The following is a 19,800-nucleotide window of genomic DNA, read 5'->3' on the forward strand; positions in this document are numbered from 1 at the left end:
GCCTGCTAACTAGCTGTTCGTAAAAGCTCCACAGTTTTCGCTGTCATCAGAATCGAAAAAGCCAACCAGTGCCAACCTCGCAAGGTCTCAGCCAGCCGCTCATAGTCGCGCGCCAGCCTGCGAAACCGGGATGTCCAGGCAAACGAACGTTCCACCACCCAACGCTTCGGCAGCAGGACGAATCCTCGTCTAGCACCCTCCACCTTGACCACACACAGGGCGATTCCTTCCGCCTCCGCCGCTTGTGCTGCCTCTTCTCCGGTGTAACCCTGATCCACAAAGGCCACGGCCACCTGCGCCCCAGTAACTTCCTGTAGCCGTTGGCTCAGTGCCCCCACCTGGGCCCGTTCCTGTTCGCTGGCCGCCGTCACCACCAAAGCCAGCAGATGGCCCAACGTATCCACCGCCAGGTGAACCTTGCTTCCCTTGCGTCGTTTGTACCCATCGTATCCGGCCCGCTCCCCACTTTGCGGGGTGGACTGTAGGGTGCGAGCATCGTAGATGGCAGCGCTGGGATGGGCGGCTTTGCCCTGGAGCATTCGCAGGGTCATGCGCAGGTCGTGTACCAGGTCTTCGAAGACCCCCCGGTTCATCCAGCGGTAGGCTTGCGCCTGAACGATATGGGGGGGTGGGAAGTCGTGGGGCAGGTAGTCCCACTGAGCACCGGTTCGAACCATCCAGCGCAGGGCGTTGAACACTTCGCGCAGGTCGTACTTGCGCTGGGGTGCTTCCAGCGGGGCGAGGGTCAAATAGGGCAGCACCAGAGCCCATTCCTCATCACGGACGTCCGATGGGTAAGCACGGCGGTTCATGCTCTAAACATAACTGCAGTGCCTGATTTGGGTAAGGTGGTTTGTAGATTCTAACCCGGGCCCCCCAGCGGCCCTGGCGGTTGCCCAGCGGGCTGAGGGGCTCGAGGCCATAGGGCAGGCTCAGGCGGGCGACCTCGAGGGGCAGCCGCTCGAGGCCCGCGCTCACATCCAGTTCGCCCTCGCGGTAGAGCGCGTACAGCTCGGTGAGGCCGGCCTCGGCGGTCACCAGGCGGGAAAAGTTCACCCCCGGATCGAGCACCAGTTGAAAGCGCAACGGTTGCAGGTCGTAGCGGGCCTCGAGGTGGGCCCCCAGGCCCCAGCTTGCGCTCGGCGGCAGGTGGCTGAAGACCAAAGCGGTGCTGAAGCGGAGCTCAAGCCGGGTCTCCAGGTTCTGGGCCAGCCCGGGCTGGCAGCCGCAGGCCAGCCACAGCCCCAGCAACCACGCATGGCTAGGCCGCAATCTGCCCATCCTCGAGCCGCACAATCCGGTCTACCCGCTCCAGGAGCCGGGGGTCGTGGGTGCTGAAGACAAAGGTGATGCCCTGCGCGCGGTTGAGGGTGCGCAGGTGCTCGATCAGGGCCAGGCCGGTTTTGGAGTCGAGGTTGGCGGTAGGCTCGTCGGCCAGGATGATTTTGGGCTGGGCGGCCAGGGCGCGGGCCACCGCCACACGCTGCTGCTGCCCTCCGGAAAGCTGGTTGGGCCGGCGATGGGCAAAGTCTTTCATGCCCAGGGTCTCTAGCGCACGCAGGGCCTTTTCCTCGCGGGCCTCCCTGGGCTCACCGCGCAGCTCGAGCACAAAGGCCGCGTTCTCCAGCGCCGTCAGCACCGGAATCAGGTTGTAGGCCTGAAACACGAAGCCCAGGTTCCACAGCCGCAGGTGGGCCAGCCGGGTTTTGGAGAAGCCATCTATGCGAACACCGTCCAGCCAGACCTCGCCCGCGGTGGGCCTGTCCAGGCCCCCCATCAGGTGCAGGAGGGTGCTTTTGCCGCTACCCGAAGGCCCGGCCAGGGCGGTAAACTCGCCCGGCTGTATCTCCAGGTTGACCCCCCGCAGGGCGGGCGTCTCTACAGTGTCCACCTTGTAGATTTTGGATAGCTCCTTGACCTGCAAAACAGGCTTCATCTCCCACCTCTCTAAGCGGTAAAGCGCATGGCTTCCACCGGTTCTAGGCTGGCCGCAACCCTGGCCGGCCACCAGGCCGCCAGCAGGCCGGTAGCCAGGGCAAACCCCAGGGTGATGGGGATGTCCCAGGCCCTGAGGCTCAGATAGATCGTTTCGGGCAGGCCAAACACCCCGCCCACCTCGCCATAGAGGGCCTCGAGCGAGAACCCGCCCGAGAGGGCCGCAATGGAGAGCAGGCCCAGCCCTCCGCCCACCAAAGCGCCGCTCGAGCACAAAAGCAGGCTTTCCAGCACCACCATCCGGGTGACCTGGGCCGGCCCGGCCCCCAGCGCCACAATCACGCCCAGCTCACGGGTGCGCTCGAGCAGGCTCAGGTAGATGGTGTTGAGCACCAGCAGCCCCGCCAGCCCGAAAAACAGCGCGGCGAAAATCAGAACCAGTGGGGTTAGCAGGTCGAAAATCTGGGCGATGGCCGGGCTGGCCTCTTTCCAGCTTTCCAGGCGCAGGCCCGGCCCCAGTTGCTGGGCTAGCTGGGCCTGGATGGGCCCAAGCTGGGCATCCTGGGTATAGCGGGTGAAGGGAAAGTGCAGCTCGATGCGGGTGGCGCTGCCCGGCGCGGCCAGCTCCTGGGCAGCCGCCAGGGAGAGGTAGGCGCTGCGGGCCTCCACGGCAGGGTCGGGGAAGCGCAGCAGACCCACCAGCCGGTAGGCCGCCGCCCCGCGCCCGAGTGTGCCGGGGGCGTACACGTAGACCGGGTCGCCCAGCCGCAGTTTGAGGGCTTTGGCCAGGGCCTGCCCCAGCGCGATGCCCTCGAGGTCGCCCACTGCCGGTAGCGCCCCTTCTACCAGATGCTGCTGGATAAAGCGCGCACGCATCTCGGGCGGGCGCTGGTCGCCCAGGAGCAAGGCCCCCCTCGAGCGGGTCTCGCCAGCGATCAGGGCGGGAACCTCGAGGGCGATGACCCTTGCGGCCTGGGTCTTTTGCGCCAGTTGGGCCTCCACCCCGGCGGCGTTTGGGATCAGCAGATCGCGGAACTCACGCTTTTCCCGGTAGCCCTCCACCCGCACCTGCAGATGCCCCACCGAGGCCGTGAGGTTGTTGTAGATGCCGTTTTCCATGGCCCCCAGAAAACTCAGGTAAAACAGGGTGAAAAACACCGCCAGAGCCACCGCCCCTACCGTCATCAGGCTGCGGCTGCGGTGCCGCCAGATGTTGCGCCAGGAAAGACTCAGGAGATTGAACATAGCCCCTCGCTAACAGCCAGCCTCGAGCGCCCGCACCGTAAAACAGCTCTCGGGGATGGGCACGCCAAACCGGTAGTTGCTGTAGACCATCTGGGTGCGGTGCCCCGGACGTAGCAGATCCTCTACCGTGACCTGGGTGGGGAAGCTACGCCCCCCAACCTGGGCCCACTGGGCAAAGGTTATTTTGCGCACCGCCTGGCCGCGCTGGTCGTAGTAGAGCACCTCGCGTGGGACAAAGCCGGGTTTGCTGGCCCGCAACACCAGCTTGCCGTAGGGGGTGGGGGCCTGGGGCCTGGGGAGAAGCTCCAGGGTAATCTCGGTATCGCTTTCTGCTTCGACCCTGGGGGTGAAGTCTTGCTCGAGGTCGCGCCCGGCCAGGTCGCTGTAGGAAAGGTCGGAGCCCAAAAAGCTATCGCTGCGCCCGCTGGGGGGCAGCCGCAGAACCCGCTTGAGGGTGGGGTTGTACAACTGAATGTTGTCCCCCACCCGCAAAAAAGCCTGCCCGGCCTCCCTGGGTGGGGCTTTGACCCAGGTGATGGCCCGCTCGTTGCCGTCCGAGGCTACCTCGAGCACCAACTGGGTCTGGCGCTCCGGGCGGGTGATGTTCAGGGTGAGGGTAGCCCGCAGGCTGCCCCCCCGCTGGTTGTCCACCACGGCTTTGAGCACGGCCTGAGGGTCGGTGGCAGCGTTGCTGGGCCCCAGCCCGAGCAAACATATAAGCAACAAAAATCGTAGGTTCATCCAGGGCCTCCGGTTTACTCCGTTCGCATGGCCTCGGCGGGGTTGAGGGCCAGCACCCGCCGGGCCGGAATCAGAATCGAGAAAAGCGCGGCCAGGGCAATGGTCAGGGCTGCATAGAGCGCATACAGGGGGCTCTGGGCGGTGTAGATTTCACCACCGATGCCCAAAATCTCCCAGGCCGCCCCATAGCTGGCAAAAACAGGCCCCAGCACGTTCTGGGTGGCCATCCAGTAATTGAGCGCATAGCCCAGTACCAGCCCCAAAGCCCAGCCCAGGCTGGTGGCAAACACCGTCTCGAGCGTGACCATGGCCGCCAGGCGCGGGGGGGTCATGCCCACGGCCCCCATCATGCCGAACTCGCGGGTGCGCTCGAGCACGCTCACCAGCACGGTGCTGGTCACGGCCAGGGCAGCAAACAGCGAGAAAATCATCCCAATCAAAAAGGTGGAGCTCTGTTTGGTGCCAATGGCCGAGGAGAGCCCGCCCAGCAACTGGGTCAGGTCGTAGGCCCGCAGGTTCTCCGGCAGCACCGGTTGCAAAGCCTCGGCAATCCGGGCCTCCTGGCCCCGGGTTACGTCCAGGGCTACCCCGGTGGCGGTTTGCAGGCCGGTGAGCACCCGGGCGTCCTGGATATGCACCAGTACTGTGCCCCGGTCTACCGGGGCAATGCCCGATTTCACCAGCCCCACCACCTGCAACCCCAGGGCCTGTGGCCCGGCCAGCGCCGAGGTGTCCAGCACCACCCGCTCCCCCAGCCGCGCGTCCAAGCGCTCGGCCAGTTGCTGTCCCAGCACCACCTCACCAGGCTGCTCCAGCATGCGGCCCTGGGCAATGGCGCCGGGTAGGTTGCTAACCTTGGCCTCGAGCAGGGGGTCTACCCCTCGAGCCCGCACCGCATCGGCGGTGTAGGCCGAGCGAATCAAAGCGGGGAACTCGAGGCGCGGCGCAGCGGCCTTTACGCCGGGCTGGGCCTCCACCCTGGGCAAAAAATCCAGGCTGGGCAGACCCTGCTCGGGGTCGGGGTCTTCGAAATATTGTGGAGTGGTGATGAGGGCCGGTGCGCTCAGGAATCGGGCGTTGCCCACCTGCACCGACTGAGCAAAACCGTCTTGTACTCCCCAGAACAGAATGGTGGTGATGGTGGCATAGGCCACCACCAGCACCAGCAGCCAGGTACGCCGCCGATGCCGCCAGATGTTGCGCCAGGCCAGCCGGGGTAGGGCAGGGGCGCTTGTGGTTTTGGGTGTCATCGGAACCTCCTGGGTTCAACTGCGTGGCTTTGGTTTGGGTTTGCCTCTACGCTTGCGGCGCTGTTCCAGTCGCTCAAACATGCCTTTCAGTTCTTCTTCAAAAAAGCTATATATCTGGTGCATCTCCAAAAGCCGCTCACTTCGCTCCGGCGGTGCATTTTCCATCAGTTGCAGCCCCTTTTCGGCCAGTTTTTTGTAGGTAACCAGGCTGGCCAGGCCGTTTTTGACGCGCTCGGTCCAGATGCCGGGGCGCACGCGGTAAAAATCGCTCCGGGCCCCGCGCTTGGGCACTTTTTCGATCAGGTGCATCTGGGTGAGTAGCCGGGTCATGGTGCTGATGGAGGCCTTGCTCACGCCCAGGGTGGCGACCAGCTGAGCAGCGGTCTGTTCGGGGGGGTCGCAGACCATCAGCCAGCCCAGGATTCGCCCGGCTATCCGCGGGAGCCCCGCAGCTTCGTAGGCCAGGGCGAACTCCTCGACAAAATCATGCAGGACATCGGACACAGCCTGAGTTTATACAGTTTTGTAGAGTTTAGTCAATACTGAACAAAATAGCGCCATGAACCATGGAGAAACGGGGTGAGGTTTCACCCCGTTTCGGACGATGGGTTTGCCGGTCAACTAGCCGTTCTGGGGGTTCCCAGCCAGTCGTAGATCAGCACCACCGCAGCAATCAGGTTGACTACGATGTTCCAGCCGCCGGTGGGCAGGCCCAAAAAGCTGCTGCTGAAGAACCCGATGAGGGCCAGCGCGGCATAGACCAGGCCAATCACTGCGGCCATCATGTGGGCCAGCCGATCACCGGTAAAGTAGCCATACAGCAGAGCTACGGCAGTAATCAGGTAGACGATGGCCAGGCTGGTGTTGCTGGGAATAAATCCCAGAATCAGGCCATTTGGCGCGAAAAACAGACCCAGGACGGCCAGCAGAGCAAACACCAGTCCCATGAAAAGGTCAATTCTTTGCGCCGTCATATGTCCTCCTTACACCTTGGCAGGGGTCTTGATAGGAATAGCCTTGGTTGGGGTGGTCTCGCTCTTGGGCAGGGTGAGCGTGAGAACCCCGTTCTCGAACACCGCCTCAGCTTTATCGGTCAACACCTCGCTGGGCAAGGTTACCGAGCGCTCAAAGCGGGTATAGCGGTGCTCGCGCAGGTGGTAGTTGCGCTCTTTCTTTTCTTCCTCCTTTTTGGCCTCGCCATAGATCCGCAGCATGTCGCCGCGCACTTCAACCTTGATGTCCTCGGGTTTGAGGCCGGGAATCGAGGCTTTCACCACGATATTGTTGCCTTCTTCGTAGATGTCGAGCGGCATGGCCGCTACCTCTTTGTCGAGGAATGGAAACTCACGACGGAACAGGCTTTCATCAAACAAGCGCTCGATTTCCCTCCGCATGTTATCCATTTCGCGCCAAGGGTCGAAACGAGCCAACATACACATGCCTCCTTTGGTCTTTTTGGCGTGGGTGGCTGCACGCCAGATTGGGACTTGGGCCTACCCTCTGGTGTTCCGAGCTGCCACCTAACCCGAAACCCAGAGGCGTTTACCGTCGAGCATGGGCTCCTTCGAACACGGTTTGAGAACGTGCCTTCGGGTGCCCATTACTAACCACTTGGGTTACATGACACCTTCTTTCTCAAAAGATAAGCGACTGCCGTTACCAGACCATTACCAACGGGGGAGTCCGGCCAGACCGCCTAATTCCTTGTGCAAGCGCGCCTCGGCAGGCCCCCGTACGAACTCGAGCCGGGTTCCATAGGCAGCGGCTAGCTCGGGCAGCACCAGTTTCAGCTCGACTTCTTCGGGCTGATCGGCGCCGTGCGCCTGGGCCACAGCAGGGCTGCTGCCCACCCAGCCATCCGGGGCACGATAGACCTTGCCCTGGGGGTTCCAGGGGGCTACAAGTAGGTAGAGCCTGCCCTGCTGCAGGAGTTCGAGGGTCTGATCCAGCCCGCCCACCCCCCGTTCGACCAGCTCGCCCAGGAGTTTGTTTTCCTGTTCGCGCTCGAGGGGTTCCAGCACCTCCTGCACCCGCTTCAGCACCTCACCGGCCTGGGCGCTGGGGGTAGGCAGGGAGGGGAGGGTGGCAACGACCCGCTCGCGCAGCCGGCGGGGCAGCATTTCTTTGAATACCTCTACCTCGACTTTGGGTCCCATCAGCACCAGCCGCTGGATGTTGCGTTCATTTACGGTCTGCTCCAAGAGCCCGGCCAGCCGTTTATAGAAGCGGTGTGTCCAGGCCTCGAGCCGGCGCTCGAAGTGGTCGGTGTCGGCCGCCGCCCGATGGATACCGCCCTGGGTGTAGCGACGGCCCTGGCTGTCCTGGGTGAGCTGTTTCCATTCTTGAGGCCCTACGGCCCGGAAAGCCCCCGGCAGCTCCTCAATCTCGCCCAGGTACACCTCGAACATGCGCCATTTTTCGCTGTCAATATAGACCACCCCGACCCGCTCATACTCGTCGAGTACGTACAGAATGGGGGTCAGGTAGGGCTCACCCCAGCGGGCTTCGGCGCCCTGCACGAGGGGCAGGTCTACCTGCAGGTCGTAGATTTCCATCCAGCCCTCGGCGGCAAAGACCACCCGACTACGGGCCTGGGGCAGCCTCTGCTCGAGCGCCTCCAGAACTTTTTTGCCGACCTCGGGTGGAGCCTGGGTGGCTTCGATGGCTTCGCGGGCCCGCAGCAGATAGGCCTTGCCCTGGTTGTCTGGGTTGGCAGGGTTAACATCCAGATACAGCGACAATACCGGTGCAACCCTTGGGGCCACAAACTCGCGGATATAGCGTGTAACTTCTTGTGTCAGCATAACAACCTCCTTGCGCTTGATAAGCAGGTGTGGGCGCTGCTCCCTAACTCGATTCAACGTTTCGCCAATTACCTAGCCATTACAGGCCTGAGCGATGAAGTTGCAAGGCTGGTGCTGTGGCTAGCTGGTTTACATGGCCGGTCAGGCTCGAGCTACTGGGGTTGTGGTAGGGCAGAAGGAGCTGGTTTTGCTTGATGCGCTCGGCCAGGGCCTGGGTTTCGGGCATGGGCGTATCGCCTAGTTCTTCGCGCAGAAACTTTGTAAAGCGGCGGTAGTGCTCGATAGCCCCATAGCTATCGCCCGCAGCGGCCAGACACCACATCAGGCGTTGGTGATAGTTCTCGCCCAGATAGGGGTCTTTTTTGAGCGCTTGCTGGAGATATAAAGCAGCTTGACGCCAGTCTGCGCGGTCGTAGTAGATGAGGGCGACCTCGAGCAAGGCTTGTATATACGCTGTCCTGTGCTCCTCGCGGGCCTCTGAGACCCAGTTATTTGCAAAGCCCGGCAGGTAATCGCCTTGGTACAGGGCAATGGCCTTCTGGTAGGCTTCCAGCCGGGCAGTATCGCAGCTTGCGCGCTGGCCCTCAGCCAGTGCCTGGTAGAAGCTGTACAGATCGGAGCTTCGCAAAATCGTTTCGCTCAAGCGGTAGCGTCCATGGTCTTCTTGGACGGCTGCGGGGTTCTGCAGGGCGGTGCGAACCCGAAAGAGCGTTACCCGGAAGCGGTTGTTGGCCACCGGATCGGGGTCGAGGCCCCACAGGGTCTCGAGGATTTCCGCCTTACTCCTGCCCTCCGGGTACGAGAGCAGGTAAAAGAAGAGTTCTTCGGCGGTATGGGCGTGCCAGATAGCAGGACGGCCTGCGACCAAAACCTCCACCTGGCCCAAGGTGCGTACCTGGGTAGGCGGAGCCTGTTCTGAACGGTACGACAACCTTTTCATAATTTAATTTTTGTTACAAACCCATTACCGCTTCATCCGCCAAAAGGAGTAGCCGGCGCGAGATTGCGGCCTGTAACAGGCTGGTAATGCCCTGGATTCATCCTGGGCCCAAGTAGGAGGTGTTTGTGTTGCGCCACATTCTGGTTCCGGTAGGGCTGGGGCCGGGTAGCCTGGCGGCTGTCCAGTATGCGCTTGGCCTTTCTCGCTGGCTGGGCTGTAAGGTAACGCTTTTGCACGTACTCGAGCACCCCAACCCTTCGATCGGTGAGGCCCTGACCAAGATGGCCCAAGGGGCGCGCCATCCCCCTACAGTGCTGCTGGTTGAAGCCCACAGCCAGAGCATTGGGGCGGTGGTAGCCCAAACCGCCCAACAAACCCGTGCCGACCTGATTGTGATAGGCCGCCGCGATACTGCGCAGAAAGCTCCGGAAGAGCTGGGATTGGTGGCTCGGAGCATACTGGCCAACGCCAAAGTACCCGTTCAGGTAGTGCCCAGTGTCAAAGTGGTGCAAAGTAAACCCTGGATTCAGCGCTTTACAGATGAGGTGCTCGAGATTTGAACAAAGTCCTAGGGCCTATGAGTTGCACCGCGTTGGGATGATACGCATTTCGGTAGTATCGCTCACTTTGACAAGCCTAAACGATACTACCGAAATGCTTTTCTACTCCCTTCGGTCGGCTTGAATCCTCCACCTCTGACTGCGCAGGGCGGTGAAGGATTCAAGCGGAAAGGGTATGAGGCCAGGGCCATCGAAAAGCGCGGGAAGTCGGTAAACTTTTCTTCGTGCGCCGAGATCTGTTGTTGGGACTCCTTTACCTGAACCTGGCTACGCTGTTCTGGGGTAGTACCTTCGTGCTGGTAAAGGACAGCCTGCAAACCCTGGGGCCGGGGCAGATCAATTTTGTGCGTTTCGCCATTGCTACACTGGTTTTTGTTCCATTTTTGCTCCGGCGCGACCCCCGGCTCTGGGGAGCGGGCCTCGAGCTGGGCGCGGTGCTTTTTTTGGCCTATCTGACCCAGACCGTGGGCCTGCAGTACACCACGGCCAGCCGCAGTGCCTTTATCACCACGCTGTATGTGGTGGCCCTGCCCATGCTACTGGGGCTGTTGGGGCAGCGCCTGGGCTGGCCCATCTGGCTGGCGGCCGGGCTGGCGATTGGGGGGGTGGGGCTTCTGTCCTACGATGGTTCACCGCCCAACCTGGGCGACCTCTGGACGCTGGGAACCGCCCTGGCCTACGCCGTGTACATCTGGCGCTTAGAACACTTTGCGCGCCAGCACGCAACCCTGCCGCTGACGGGCATACAGATGCTCACCGTTGCGCTTTTGTCGCTGGTCTGGATGCTCTGGGAAAAGCCGGTATGGAACGCGGCTGGCTTCCCCTACTTTTCGCTTCTGTACCTGGGCCTGGTGGCCTCGGCGCTTTGCATCTGGTTGCAGGCCCTGGGGCAGCGGCGGGTTCCAGCCCCCCAGGCTGCGGTGATCTTTACCCTCGAGCCCGTTTATGCGGCGGCTTTTGCCTATATTTTGCTGGGGGAGCGGCTGGGCTTGCAGGGCTTGATTGGGGCAGGCCTGATTATCACGGCCACCCTGATCAGCCAGCTCAGAAGCCCCAAACCCCATCCCGAGCAGATAACCCCGGAGATGTGATATGAAATCCTTTTGATTCATTCCCCTAACATCCCCCCGGCCACCAGTGAAATAGGGTGTAGCTCTGGATAAGCGCGGGCTGGGTTTGTAGGTAAGCGCACCGGGCTTCCACCTTGGCCCACAGCTCCTCTTCATCCTGCACCTGCCCATTGGCCACGACCGCGTCAATGAGCCCCCAGACTCGTTCTACCGGCTGCAACTCGGGCGAGTAGGGTGGCAGATAACACAGCCCCAGGCCCTTGGCTGGCTCCACCCGCCCCGAGGTGTGCCAGCCAGCCTGATCCAGCACCACCAGTACCAGCTTGCCCGCCCCCGCCCCCCGTAGCCGGGCAAAGGCCTCCAACACCAACTGGAACCCCTCCACCGAGACCGAGGGCAGCAGCCAGTACTCGCTTTCCCCCGTACCCGGTCTTATGAAGGCGTACACATACAGCCAGCGATAGCGGGGCCGCTCCTGCGCTAGCGGCGTCCTCCCTCGCAAGGCCCATACCCGTCGGCGGATGGGCTTCAGCCCTATTCGGCGCTCATCAAAGCCCCACACCTCCAACTCCAGTTCAGGAAAGAGCAACCTGAACAGGAAAACCATCAGAAAGAGCTTTTTTTGAAAGCCTCCTGCCGCTTCGCATCCGCCTCCCGGTGGCGCGGCCGGGGGCGCAGCGGGGCCAGGCCCAGGCGACGCATCCAGTACCAGGCCCGCCGCCCATCCACCGGACGTCCCAGCCTTTCAGCCAGCCACTCCGCAGCGTTGCGTATGCTCCAAAGCCCGTCCCTGGGATGGGGCTGGAGGAGGGCCTGGCGGAAGCCCTCCTGGAGTTCGGGCGGTACGAGGGGGGCCCGGCCTTTGTTCTCGTGCCGCAGATTCTTCATGGGCAGGCCCTGATTGTAGCGGTGGATTACCTGACGCACCCAGCGATCGGTATAGCCCAGATTCCTGGCTACCTCGGGGATGCTCTGACCCCTGGCCAGCAGCCAGAGAGCGTGCCAGCGGGCGCGTTCGGTGTGGTCTTGGGACTCCCGGTAGAGGGCGTGGAGGTTATCCGGATGGTGTCGCAGTTGGAGTTCCAACCGGGGGCGGCGCTGATGTTGGGCCAGTTGCATGGCTCCATTTTAGTGGAAAGAGTCTTGAAGATTTCTTATGATACGCATTCCGGCAGTATCGTTCACTTTGACAAGCCTAAACGATACTGCCGAAATGCTTTTCTACTCCCTTCGGTCGGCTTGAATCCTTCACCTCTGACTGCGTCCAGCGGTGAAGGATTCAAGCGGAAACGGTATGACCCGGCCCAGGTTTTTGTCTGGCGACAGGGCCGCCTCGAGGCTTGTATATTGTGCAGGATGAAACTTTCGTATCCCCCTGCCCCCACCGCAAAGGTGGTCGAGGAGCTGCACGGGGTGCAGATTCCCGACCCCTACCGCCCCCTCGAGGATCCCCAGGCCCCCGAGACCCGGGCCTGGATCGAGGCCCAGAACCGCCTCACCTTTGGCTACCTCGAGCAGATTCCCTTGCGGGAGACCCTCCGGCGGCGGCTCGAGGAACTCTGGAACTACCCCCGCGTGCTCAGTTTCTTTAAGCGTGGGGGCCGCTACTTTAGCCTGCGCAACGACGGCTTGCAGAACCAGAACGTGCTGTATGTGCAGGAACACCTGGAGGCGGCCCCCCGGGTCCTGCTCGACCCCAACACCCTCTCCGAGGACGGTACGGTGGCCCTGAGCAACTATGCCGTCAGCCGGGATGGGCGCTACCTGGCCTACGCCCTGAGCAAAAGCGGCTCGGACTGGCTCACCTGGCGGGTGCGCGAGGTGGAAACGGCCCAGGATCTGCCCGACGAGATCCGCTGGAGCAAGTTTAGCAGCGCGGCCTGGCTGCCCGATGGCAGCGGGTTCTTCTACAGCCGCTACGACGAACCCGCCGAAGGCACCGACTACACCGGGGCCAACTACTTCCAGAAGGTCTATCTGCACCGCTTGGGCACCCCCCAGCAGCAGGACGTGCTGGTCTACGAGCGGCCCGACCAGAAGGAGTGGGGTTTTCAGGCCTTCGTGACCCACGACGGGCGCTACGAGTGCCTGCACGTGTGGCGGGGCACCCACCGCGAGAACCTGTTTTTCTACCGGCCCCATGGCTCGGAGGAGCCCTTTGTTGAGCTGGTGGGCGAGTTTGTGGCCTCGTTCGAGTTCATCCGCAACCAGGGCTCCCGCTTCTACTTCAAAACCAACCTGGAGGCCCCCCGGGGCCGGGTGGTGGTGGTGGATGTGGCCCGAGGGGGGCTGGAAACCCTGGAGACCCTGGTGCCCGAGGGCGAGGACACCCTGAGCTTTGCGGAGCCCGCCGGGGACGGGCTGGTGCTGGGCTACCTGCACCACGCCAGCCACCGGCTGGAGCTGGTGGATCTCGAGGGGCGCCCCCGGGGCCGCCTGCCCCTACCCACGCTGGGTATGGTGCCGCTGGTGGCGGGCGAGGAAGACGACCCCGAACTCTTCTACGGCTTCACCTCTTTTTTGTACCCCCTCACCCTCTACCACCACCACCTGACCACCGGCCAGACCCGGCCCCTGTTCACACCGCCCCTGCAGTTCGACCCCAGCCTTTACGAGACCCACCAGGTGTTTGTGCCCAGCCGGGATGGTACGCGCGTACCCCTGTTTTTGGTGCACAAAAAAGGGCTTCAGCTCGACGGGCAGAACCCCACCTTGCTGTATGGCTACGGGGGCTTCAACATCCCCATGACCCCCGCCTTCAACCCAGGGCGGCTGGTCTGGCTCGAGCAGGGCGGGGTGTTTGCCCAGGCCTGCCTGCGCGGGGGCGGCGAGTACGGCGAGGACTGGTACCGGGCCGGCACTTTGGAGCGTAAGCAGAACGTCTTCGACGACTTTATCGCCTGCGCCGAGTGGCTCATCGCCCAGGGCTACACAAAACCCCAGCGGCTGGCTATTCAGGGGGGCTCCAACGGGGGGCTGCTGGTGGGGGCCGCCCTCACCCAGCGCCCGGAGCTGTTTGGGGTGGCGCTGCCGGCGGTGGGGGTGCTGGATATGCTGCGCTTCCACAAGTTCACCATCGGCTGGGCCTGGGTCTCGGATTACGGCTCGCCCGACAACCCCGAGCACTTCCAGTACCTGCGGGCCTACTCGCCCCTGCACAACCTAAAGCCCGGCACTCACTACCCGGCCACCCTGATCACCACCGCCGACCACGACGACCGGGTGGTGCCCGCGCACTCCTTCAAGTTCGCGGCAGCCCTGCAGGCCGCCCAGGGAGGCCCGGCCCCCATCCTTATTCGCATCCAGACCAAGGCCGGGCACGGATTGGGCAAGCCCACCCGCATGCTGATCGAAGAACAGGCCGATATCTACGCCTTTACCCTGCACCAGATGGGCCTGGCCTAGCCGAAGCGGCCTGCAGCAGGGCCAGCACCTCTTCGTCCGAGGTCTGGGGGAAATGTTCGTACCACAGGCCGACCGCTTGAAAGAAGGCTGGGGTTTCCAGGCAGACCACCTCGTCTACCAGCGCCTGGATTTCCGCCACCGTATCGGGCGGGGCCACCGGCACGGCCACCACCAGCCGGCCGGGGTGGTGTTGTCGGGCTGCGGCGATGGCGGCCTTCATGGTGGCCCCGGTGGCCAGCCCATCGTCCACCAGCAGAACGGTTTTGCCCTTCAGGTCGGGGAAAGGCCGGTTACCGCGGTACAGCCGCTCACGGCGCTGTAGCTCGGTCCACTGCTGTTGCTCAACGGCGGCCAGGGTGTCGGCCGAAACCTGCAAACTGTCCACGATCTCCTGGTTGAGCACCCGCCCCCCGCCCGAGGCGATGGCCCCCAGGGCCAGCTCCTCGTGGCCGGGGGTGCCCAGCTTGCGCACCACCCAGACATCCAGGGGTGCGCCGAGCCGTCGGGCCACCTGAAAGGCCACCGGCACCCCCCCTCGAGGTAAACCAAACACCAGCAGGTTGGGCTGCCGGTCGTAGCCCAGCGCCACCAGCCGCTCGGCCAGCAGTGCACCGGCCTGGTTACGGTCCTTGAAGGGTTTCATTGCAACCTCCTTGGGATACCCTCTTCATGCACAACCTTACACCCGGCCATTACCAGAGGGTTACACCCCGGATTTGTACTGCCCTGACGGGCTATACTGCTTCAGGTGAGCCAGATCCGGGCCGAACACCTCTCCAAGTTCTATCCGGTGGCCCTCAAAGAGCCTGGTTTTGTGGGCACCATCCGGCACTTCCTCAAGCGCAAATACCGGCAGGTCGAAGCCGTCAAAGACGTCTCTTTCCAGATTGAACCAGGGGAGATGGTGGGCTTTTTGGGGCCCAACGGGGCTGGCAAAACCACCACCCTCAAGCTTTTGTCGGGCCTGATTCACCCCAGCACGGGGCGGCTCGAGGTCGCCGGACACCAGCCCTTCAAACGGGAGTACGCTTTCTTGCGCAAGATTACCCTGGTGATGGGCAACAAGCAGCAGCTCATCTGGGATCTGCCGGCGGCCGACAGTTTCCGGGTCAACGCCGCGGTGTACGAGATTCCCGAGGGCGAGTTTAAGAAGCGGGTGGCCGAGCTAAGCGAGATGCTCGCGCTCGAGGGTAAGCTGAACCAGCCGGTGCGCAAGCTCAGCCTGGGGGAGCGCATGAAGGCCGAGCTGCTGGCCGCGCTCTTGCACCGGCCCCAGGTGCTGTTTCTGGACGAGCCCACGCTGGGGCTGGACGTGAACGCCCAGGTGGCGGTGCGGGAGTTTTTGCTCGAGTACAACCGGCGCTACCGGGCCACCATCCTGCTCACCAGCCACTACATGGCCGACATCACCGCGCTGTGCGAGCGAGTGCTGATGATCCACCAGGGCCGGCTCATCTACGACGGGGGGTTGGAGGGTTTGCTCGAGCGCTTCGCCCCCTACCGCGAGGTGCACATTCAGCTTGGAAAGCCCATCGAGAAAGACCGCCTGGAACAGTTCGGCGAGGTGCGGGCCTGGGAGGGGCTCGAGGCCCGGCTGCTGGTGCGGCGGGAAGACCTGGTTCACCGGGTGAGCCGGATGCTGCACGAACTCCCCATAGACGACCTGGAAGTGCGGGAGCCGGCCATCGAAGAGGTAATCGGGCGGGTTTTTGCCGATACCCGGCTGGTAACCGATGGTTAGGGTAATCCCCCCTTTGAGCATTGGCCCAGCCTTCGGGGTCTGGGTTAGTCTGGTGGTGCTATGGAGCGCACCCAACTGCTGGAGAAACTCGCCTCGGAAACCTTCGACCTGCTGGTGATTGGGGGTGGGGCCACCGGGGCTGGGGTGGCCCTGGAAGCCGCCAGCCGGGGCCTCAAAACCGCCCTGGTCGAACGCTACGACTTTGCCGAGGGCACCTCGAGCCGAAGTACCAAGCTGATTCACGGGGGGGTGCGCTACCTCGAGCTTGCCATCAAAACCTTTGACAAAGTACAGCTCAACCTGGTGCGCGACGCCCTGCACGAACGGGCCATCATGCTCAGGAACGCCCCCCACCTGGCCCGGCCCCTCTGGCTCCTGACCCCTCTGTACAGGGTGTGGGAGGTGCCCTACTACTACACCGGGCTGAAGCTCTACGACCTGCTGGCCGGCCGGGCGCGCCTACAGCCCGCGCAGTACATCAGCGCCCAAGGAACCCTCGAGCGCTTCCCCGCGGTCAACCCCGACGGCCTCAAGGGTGCAGTGGCCTACCAGGACGGGCAGTTCGATGATGCCCGCTTCAACGTGGAGCTGGCCCTGACCGCTGTGCAGCAGGGTGCAGTGGTGCTCAACCACCTGGAAGTAACCGGGTTGCTCAAGCAAAACGGCAGACTATCGGGCGCTGCCGTCAAAGACCGCCTGTCTGCAAAGGAAATCGAGGTTTCTGCTCGGGTGATCGTCAACGCCACCGGCCCCTTTTCGGACCATATCCGGCGCCTGGACGACCCCGAGGCCCCCCCTTTGCTCAAAGCCAGCTCGGGCATTCACATCGTGCTGGACAAAAAATACAGCCCTTCCGATACCGGTTTGCTAATCCCCAAAACCGAGGACGGACGGGTGGTGTTCGTGCTGCCCTGGCTGGGGGGAACCCTGGTGGGCACCACCGATGATCCCGCCCCGATTGTAGATCACCCCAGGGTGAGCGAAGCGGAGATTGAGTACGTGCTCAGACAGGTAAGGCCCTACCTGGGTGCGATCCCCAGGGAGGCGGTGCGCGCGAGCTGGTCGGGCCTGCGCCCGCTGGTCTCGCGTCCGGATGCCGACACCGCCCGGCTGGCCCGCGACCACCTGATTCAGGAGAGCGCCTCGGGCCTTTTAACCCTAACTGGTGGCAAGTGGACTACCTACCGCAAGATGGCGCTGGATCTGGTGAACTACGCCGCTAAGAAATTTGGCTTGCCAGCAGGTGAATCGCGCACCGAGCAGCTCCCGCTGATAGGCGGACAGGGCTTTGAACCCGAGGGGGCCCGAAAGCTCGAAGAGATGGGACTTCCCCCAGATGTGGCCCGGCACCTGCACCGGGCCTATGGTGCCCGCGCCCAGGTTGTGGCCCAAATTGCCATGGAAGGCTACAACAACCGGCTGGTGCAGGCCTGGCCCTACCTCGAGGCCGAGGTCATCTATGCCGTCCGCCACGAGATGGCCCGAACCCCCCTCGACGTGCTGGCCCGCCGCACCCGGCTGGCCTTCCTGGACACCTCGGCGGCGCTGGGTGCTGTGCCCCGGGTGGCCGAGCTGATGGGCCGCGAACTGGGCTGGGACGCAGATAAGGTGGTGCTCGAGCAGGAAAAGGCCAGGTCGCAGATACTCGAGGCGATATAAGGGGCTTGCCGCGCTGGGTGTGGGATATCAAAAGCCCGAGTATGTTTGTAGGAAAAATGCGCTGTAAACGTGCAAACCTGCATCTCACCATTTGATTTGCTCGTTCTGGATACCATTAAGCCCAGATGCCAGAAACAGAAAAAGCCACCCTGCACTACCAGAACAGAACGATTCGCTATACCATCCGCCGCAGCGCCCGCCGTCGAACGGTGGGGATCACCATTGATCCCCAAGGGGTGCGGGTGGCTGCCCCTGAGCGGATGCCCCTGGAACAGGTGGTGGCCCTGGTCAACACCAGAGCCCGCTGGATCGCCGAGAAATACGCGGAATTCAAGAACCGCCTGGGGCCAAGAAAGCGTTTCGTGAGTGGGGAGGAGTTTTTATACCTGGGTCGCCGGGTTAGTTTACAAGTACAAACCGAGCCTTCTACCTCAGGTGGACGCAGGCGCGATGGGCGTGGCTTCCTTTTCCAGCCCGAGCTATTCGACTTTGACTTTTCCTCCAGGAGCAGACAAAAGACCGCGGTAGCCCTCAAAGGCAATGTGCTGCTGGTGCAGGCCGGAGCCTCCAGCGTGCACAGCAAAGAGGTGCGCGAGATGCTGGAAAACTGGTACAGGTCACGCGCCGAGGAAGTCATTACCCGCCGGGTTCAGCACTACGCGCTTCAGCTTGGCTGGCCCATGCCCAAGGTGCTGATCCGCAACCAGAAAAAGCGCTGGGGAAGCTGCAACGCCAGGGGGGAGCTGCGCTTCAACTGGCGGCTGGTAATGCTGCCCTTGCGGGTGCTGGATTATGTGGTGGTGCACGAGATGGCCCACCTTAAGGTGCTCAACCACAGCCCCCGCTTCTGGTCTTTGGTCGAGCGGATTATGCCCGATTACAAAGCCCGCCACCAGGCTCTACACGAACTGGGGCTGGGTTTGTACTGGTAGGCAGCCTGACACCTCAAGGGGCCAGCCGCTCTATTTTCCAGCTTCCATCTGGCTGCAGGCGGTAGACCAGCCGGTCGTGCAGGCGGCTGGGGCGGCCCTGCCAGAACTCGAAGGTGTCGGGTTTCAGACGGTAGCCGCCCCAGTGGGCCGGACGGGGTACGGTCTCGGGGTAGCGGGCCCTGAGCTCTGCGACGCGTTGCTCGAGCACCTCCCGGCTGGCAATCACCTGGCTTTGCGGGCTGGCCGCCGACCCAATCTGGCTGTCGTAGGGGCGGCTGGCAAAGTAGGCGTCGGAAAGCTCGGGCTCGACCTTCTCGACCTGCCCTTCGACGCGCACCTGGCGCTCGAGGGGCGGCCACCAGAAATTGACACAGGCCCAGGGGTTGGCCTCGAGCTCCCGTCCCTTACGGCTTTGGTAGTTGCTGAAAAACACCAACCCCCTTTCGTCCAGCCCCCGCAGCAAGACCACCCGGCTGCTGGGCCGCCCGTTCGGGCCTACCGTGGAGAGGGTCATGCCGTGGGGCTCGTAGAGGTGGGTCTCGATGGCCTCGGCCAGCCAGCGCTCGAGCTGCCGGAAAGGGTTAAGGTCGGCCTCCTGCTCGCTGAGGGTTCCGTAGGTATAGTCGCTACGAAGGTCGCGCAGCATGGCCCTATTATGCGCTTTTGCGCAGGGCCCAATTTGGAGCCCTACTCCCCTCGAGGGTACACAATATAGCCCCCCGAGCGCTCGTCGCGCTCCAGGCGCAACAGCCCCCGGCGCTGGGCTTCCTCCAACAGGGCACTAAACGAGCGGAAGCCGTAAGAGGCTTCGTTAAAGCCCGGTTTGCGGCGCTTAAGGGTTTGTTTGACCAGCGAACTCAGAATGCGCTCCTCGCCACCGCGCTCGGCTTGCAGGGCCAAAAGCGTCTCGAGCACGAGCTCGAGGGCCTCCTGCTGCTTGTCCTGTGGCTTATCGGCAGCTTTGCTTTTGGGGGCTGACTTTCCGGGTTTGGTGGCGCGCTTTTGAGCCAGCTCCTCTTGCACGAGGTCGTCGTAGAAGATGAACTCGTCGCAGGCCGCGGTCAGCAAGTCCGAGGTTGACTTCCTGACCCCTACCCCTATCACCAGCCGGTTGTTTTCCCGCAGCTTGGAGACCAAGGGGGAGAAGTCGGAGTCGCCGCTGATGATGACAAAGGTATCCACGTGCGACTTGGTGTAGCAAAGGTCGAGGGCATCCACCACCAGCCGTATGTCGGCGGAGTTTTTGCCCGACAGGCGGGTGTGGGGAATTTCAATGAGTTCGAAGCCCGCCTCGTGCATGGAGGCTTTGAACTCCTTGTAGCGTTCCCAGTCGCAATAGGCCTTGCGCACCACAATGCTGCCCTTGAGCAAGAGCCGCTCGAGGATTTTCTGAATGTCGAACTGGGGATACCTGGCTTCCCGAACCCCCAGGGCAATGTTCTCAAAATCGCAAAACAGCGCCATGTTTTTGATCTCGGAGCGGCCTGCCATCTTGCTCCAGTATAGGTGCTACGCTAT

Annotated in this window: 22 protein-coding genes; 6 read left to right on the forward strand and 16 right to left on the reverse strand. The window is 62.9% G+C overall.

The genetic code is table 11. The features are described from left to right. Positions 1–5: 5 nt before the first annotated feature. The 11 genes from Q0X18_RS15290 to Q0X18_RS15340 form a co-directional block, all read right to left on the reverse strand. Positions 6–812, reverse strand: a complete 807-nt coding sequence (locus tag Q0X18_RS15290; RefSeq protein WP_297563831.1) for an IS5 family transposase — start codon at positions 810–812, stop codon at positions 6–8. Continuing rightward, positions 778–1,272: a hypothetical protein gene (locus tag Q0X18_RS15295; protein ID WP_297563832.1), complete on the reverse strand. Its 495-nt coding sequence runs from the start codon at positions 1,270–1,272 to the stop codon at positions 778–780. The genes Q0X18_RS15290 and Q0X18_RS15295 overlap by 35 nt, the downstream gene beginning before the upstream one ends. Beyond that, positions 1,262–1,936, reverse strand: coding sequence for an ABC transporter ATP-binding protein (locus Q0X18_RS15300; RefSeq protein ID WP_297563835.1), 675 nt, complete (start codon positions 1,934–1,936; stop codon positions 1,262–1,264). Before Q0X18_RS15300 ends, Q0X18_RS15295 begins: the two co-directional genes overlap by 11 nt. An 11-nt stretch (positions 1,937–1,947) precedes the next feature. Continuing rightward, positions 1,948–3,180 (reverse strand): ABC transporter permease, encoded by a 1,233-nt coding sequence (locus Q0X18_RS15305; RefSeq protein WP_297563837.1) that lies wholly within the window; start codon positions 3,178–3,180, stop codon positions 1,948–1,950. 9 nt (positions 3,181–3,189) lie between these two features. Then, positions 3,190–3,921, reverse strand: coding sequence for an outer membrane lipoprotein-sorting protein (locus tag Q0X18_RS15310; RefSeq protein ID WP_297563838.1), 732 nt, complete (start codon positions 3,919–3,921; stop codon positions 3,190–3,192). Between the two features lie 14 nt (positions 3,922–3,935). After that, complete coding sequence (locus Q0X18_RS15315; RefSeq protein ID WP_297563839.1) at positions 3,936–5,171, reverse strand: FtsX-like permease family protein; 1,236 nt, start codon at positions 5,169–5,171, stop codon at positions 3,936–3,938. A gap of 15 nt (positions 5,172–5,186) precedes the next feature. Continuing rightward, a complete protein-coding gene (locus tag Q0X18_RS15320; RefSeq protein WP_297563841.1) occupies positions 5,187–5,675 on the reverse strand; it encodes a GbsR/MarR family transcriptional regulator in 489 nt (162 codons plus the stop codon). 113 nt (positions 5,676–5,788) lie between these two features. After that, positions 5,789–6,145, reverse strand: a complete 357-nt coding sequence (locus tag Q0X18_RS15325) for a DUF4383 domain-containing protein (protein WP_297563843.1) — start codon at positions 6,143–6,145, stop codon at positions 5,789–5,791. Between the two features lie 9 nt (positions 6,146–6,154). Beyond that, complete coding sequence (locus Q0X18_RS15330; RefSeq protein ID WP_297563844.1) at positions 6,155–6,604, reverse strand: Hsp20/alpha crystallin family protein; 450 nt, start codon at positions 6,602–6,604, stop codon at positions 6,155–6,157. 234 nt (positions 6,605–6,838) lie between these two features. Continuing rightward, positions 6,839–7,975: a VLRF1 family aeRF1-type release factor gene (locus Q0X18_RS15335; RefSeq protein ID WP_297563845.1), complete on the reverse strand. Its 1,137-nt coding sequence runs from the start codon at positions 7,973–7,975 to the stop codon at positions 6,839–6,841. Positions 7,976–8,054: 79 nt separating this feature from the next. Continuing rightward, positions 8,055–8,915 carry a bacterial transcriptional activator domain-containing protein gene (locus tag Q0X18_RS15340; protein WP_297563846.1) on the reverse strand — a complete coding sequence of 287 codons (861 nt, stop codon included), beginning with the start codon at positions 8,913–8,915 and terminating at the stop codon, positions 8,055–8,057. A 125-nt stretch (positions 8,916–9,040) separates the two neighbouring features. On the opposite strand from Q0X18_RS15340, the gene Q0X18_RS15345 reads away from it, so the two are divergent. Together Q0X18_RS15345 and Q0X18_RS15350 are read left to right on the forward strand one after the other, a co-directional pair. Next, positions 9,041–9,475: a universal stress protein gene (locus Q0X18_RS15345; RefSeq protein WP_297563847.1), complete on the forward strand. Its 435-nt coding sequence runs from the start codon at positions 9,041–9,043 to the stop codon at positions 9,473–9,475. A gap of 224 nt (positions 9,476–9,699) precedes the next feature. After that, positions 9,700–10,566 (forward strand): DMT family transporter, encoded by an 867-nt coding sequence (locus Q0X18_RS15350; RefSeq protein WP_297563848.1) that lies wholly within the window; start codon positions 9,700–9,702, stop codon positions 10,564–10,566. Positions 10,567–10,591: 25 nt separating this feature from the next. Here the strand turns inward: Q0X18_RS15350 and Q0X18_RS15355 are convergent, their stop codons facing one another. Together Q0X18_RS15355 and Q0X18_RS15360 are read right to left on the reverse strand one after the other, a co-directional pair. Continuing rightward, the gene (locus Q0X18_RS15355) at positions 10,592–11,152 is read right to left on the reverse strand and encodes an IS630 family transposase (protein ID WP_297557198.1); all 561 of its coding nucleotides are present in this window, start codon (positions 11,150–11,152) and stop codon (positions 10,592–10,594) included. Then, a complete protein-coding gene (locus tag Q0X18_RS15360; RefSeq protein ID WP_119361502.1) occupies positions 11,152–11,664 on the reverse strand; it encodes a winged helix-turn-helix domain-containing protein in 513 nt (170 codons plus the stop codon). The genes Q0X18_RS15355 and Q0X18_RS15360 overlap by 1 nt, the downstream gene beginning before the upstream one ends. 237 nt (positions 11,665–11,901) lie before the next feature. Here Q0X18_RS15360 and Q0X18_RS15365 point away from each other — a divergent pair, with 237 nt between their 5' ends. Continuing rightward, a complete protein-coding gene (locus Q0X18_RS15365) occupies positions 11,902–13,950 on the forward strand; it encodes a prolyl oligopeptidase family protein (RefSeq protein ID WP_297563849.1) in 2,049 nt (682 codons plus the stop codon). Here the strand turns inward: Q0X18_RS15365 and Q0X18_RS15370 are convergent. Continuing rightward, positions 13,922–14,593 carry a phosphoribosyltransferase gene (locus Q0X18_RS15370; protein ID WP_297563850.1) on the reverse strand — a complete coding sequence of 224 codons (672 nt, stop codon included), beginning with the start codon at positions 14,591–14,593 and terminating at the stop codon, positions 13,922–13,924. The two genes, Q0X18_RS15365 and Q0X18_RS15370, sit on opposite strands and share 29 nt — an antisense overlap. 105 nt (positions 14,594–14,698) lie before the next feature. Here Q0X18_RS15370 and Q0X18_RS15375 point away from each other — a divergent pair, with 105 nt between their 5' ends. The 3 genes from Q0X18_RS15375 to Q0X18_RS15385 all read left to right on the forward strand — a co-directional run bounded on the left by Q0X18_RS15375 (position 14,699) and on the right by Q0X18_RS15385 (position 18,282). Further along, entirely contained in the window at positions 14,699–15,691 is a 993-nt protein-coding gene (locus Q0X18_RS15375) for an ATP-binding cassette domain-containing protein (RefSeq protein ID WP_297563851.1), read from the forward strand. A gap of 60 nt (positions 15,692–15,751) precedes the next feature. After that, complete coding sequence (locus Q0X18_RS15380; RefSeq protein WP_297563852.1) at positions 15,752–17,350, forward strand: glycerol-3-phosphate dehydrogenase/oxidase; 1,599 nt, start codon at positions 15,752–15,754, stop codon at positions 17,348–17,350. A 125-nt stretch (positions 17,351–17,475) separates the two neighbouring features. Then, complete coding sequence (locus Q0X18_RS15385) at positions 17,476–18,282, forward strand: M48 family metallopeptidase (protein ID WP_297563854.1); 807 nt, start codon at positions 17,476–17,478, stop codon at positions 18,280–18,282. Between the two features lie 13 nt (positions 18,283–18,295). On the opposite strand, the gene pdxH is transcribed toward Q0X18_RS15385, so the two are convergent. Together pdxH and Q0X18_RS15395 are read right to left on the reverse strand one after the other, a co-directional pair. Next, positions 18,296–18,928 carry a pyridoxamine 5'-phosphate oxidase gene (pdxH, locus tag Q0X18_RS15390; protein WP_297563855.1) on the reverse strand — a complete coding sequence of 211 codons (633 nt, stop codon included), beginning with the start codon at positions 18,926–18,928 and terminating at the stop codon, positions 18,296–18,298. Positions 18,929–18,969: 41 nt separating this feature from the next. Next, positions 18,970–19,773, reverse strand: coding sequence for an NYN domain-containing protein (locus Q0X18_RS15395; protein ID WP_297563856.1), 804 nt, complete (start codon positions 19,771–19,773; stop codon positions 18,970–18,972). Between the last annotated feature and the right edge of the window lie 27 nt (positions 19,774–19,800).

Source organism: Meiothermus sp., from assembly GCF_026004075.1.
Classification (GTDB): Bacteria; Deinococcota; Deinococci; order Deinococcales; family Thermaceae; genus Meiothermus.

Coding starts and splice junctions, on each gene's coding strand:
- Q0X18_RS15290 (WP_297563831.1), bottom strand. CDS start 812: ATGAACCGCCGTGCTTACCCATCGGACGTCCGTGATGAGGAATGGGCT.
- Q0X18_RS15300 (WP_297563835.1), bottom strand. CDS start 1,936: ATGAAGCCTGTTTTGCAGGTCAAGGAGCTATCCAAAATCTACAAGGTG.
- Q0X18_RS15305 (WP_297563837.1), bottom strand. CDS start 3,180: ATGTTCAATCTCCTGAGTCTTTCCTGGCGCAACATCTGGCGGCACCGC.
- Q0X18_RS15310 (WP_297563838.1), bottom strand. CDS start 3,921: ATGAACCTACGATTTTTGTTGCTTATATGTTTGCTCGGGCTGGGGCCC.
- Q0X18_RS15315 (WP_297563839.1), bottom strand. CDS start 5,171: ATGACACCCAAAACCACAAGCGCCCCTGCCCTACCCCGGCTGGCCTGG.
- Q0X18_RS15325 (WP_297563843.1), bottom strand. CDS start 6,145: ATGACGGCGCAAAGAATTGACCTTTTCATGGGACTGGTGTTTGCTCTG.
- Q0X18_RS15330 (WP_297563844.1), bottom strand. CDS start 6,604: ATGTTGGCTCGTTTCGACCCTTGGCGCGAAATGGATAACATGCGGAGG.
- Q0X18_RS15335 (WP_297563845.1), bottom strand. CDS start 7,975: ATGCTGACACAAGAAGTTACACGCTATATCCGCGAGTTTGTGGCCCCA.
- Q0X18_RS15340 (WP_297563846.1), bottom strand. CDS start 8,915: ATGAAAAGGTTGTCGTACCGTTCAGAACAGGCTCCGCCTACCCAGGTA.
- Q0X18_RS15355 (WP_297557198.1), bottom strand. CDS start 11,152: ATGGTTTTCCTGTTCAGGTTGCTCTTTCCTGAACTGGAGTTGGAGGTG.
- Q0X18_RS15360 (WP_119361502.1), bottom strand. CDS start 11,664: ATGCAACTGGCCCAACATCAGCGCCGCCCCCGGTTGGAACTCCAACTG.
- Q0X18_RS15365 (WP_297563849.1), top strand. CDS start 11,902: ATGAAACTTTCGTATCCCCCTGCCCCCACCGCAAAGGTGGTCGAGGAG.
- Q0X18_RS15370 (WP_297563850.1), bottom strand. CDS start 14,593: ATGAAACCCTTCAAGGACCGTAACCAGGCCGGTGCACTGCTGGCCGAG.
- Q0X18_RS15380 (WP_297563852.1), top strand. CDS start 15,752: ATGGAGCGCACCCAACTGCTGGAGAAACTCGCCTCGGAAACCTTCGAC.
- Q0X18_RS15385 (WP_297563854.1), top strand. CDS start 17,476: ATGCCAGAAACAGAAAAAGCCACCCTGCACTACCAGAACAGAACGATT.
- pdxH (WP_297563855.1), bottom strand. CDS start 18,928: ATGCTGCGCGACCTTCGTAGCGACTATACCTACGGAACCCTCAGCGAG.
- Q0X18_RS15395 (WP_297563856.1), bottom strand. CDS start 19,773: ATGGCAGGCCGCTCCGAGATCAAAAACATGGCGCTGTTTTGCGATTTT.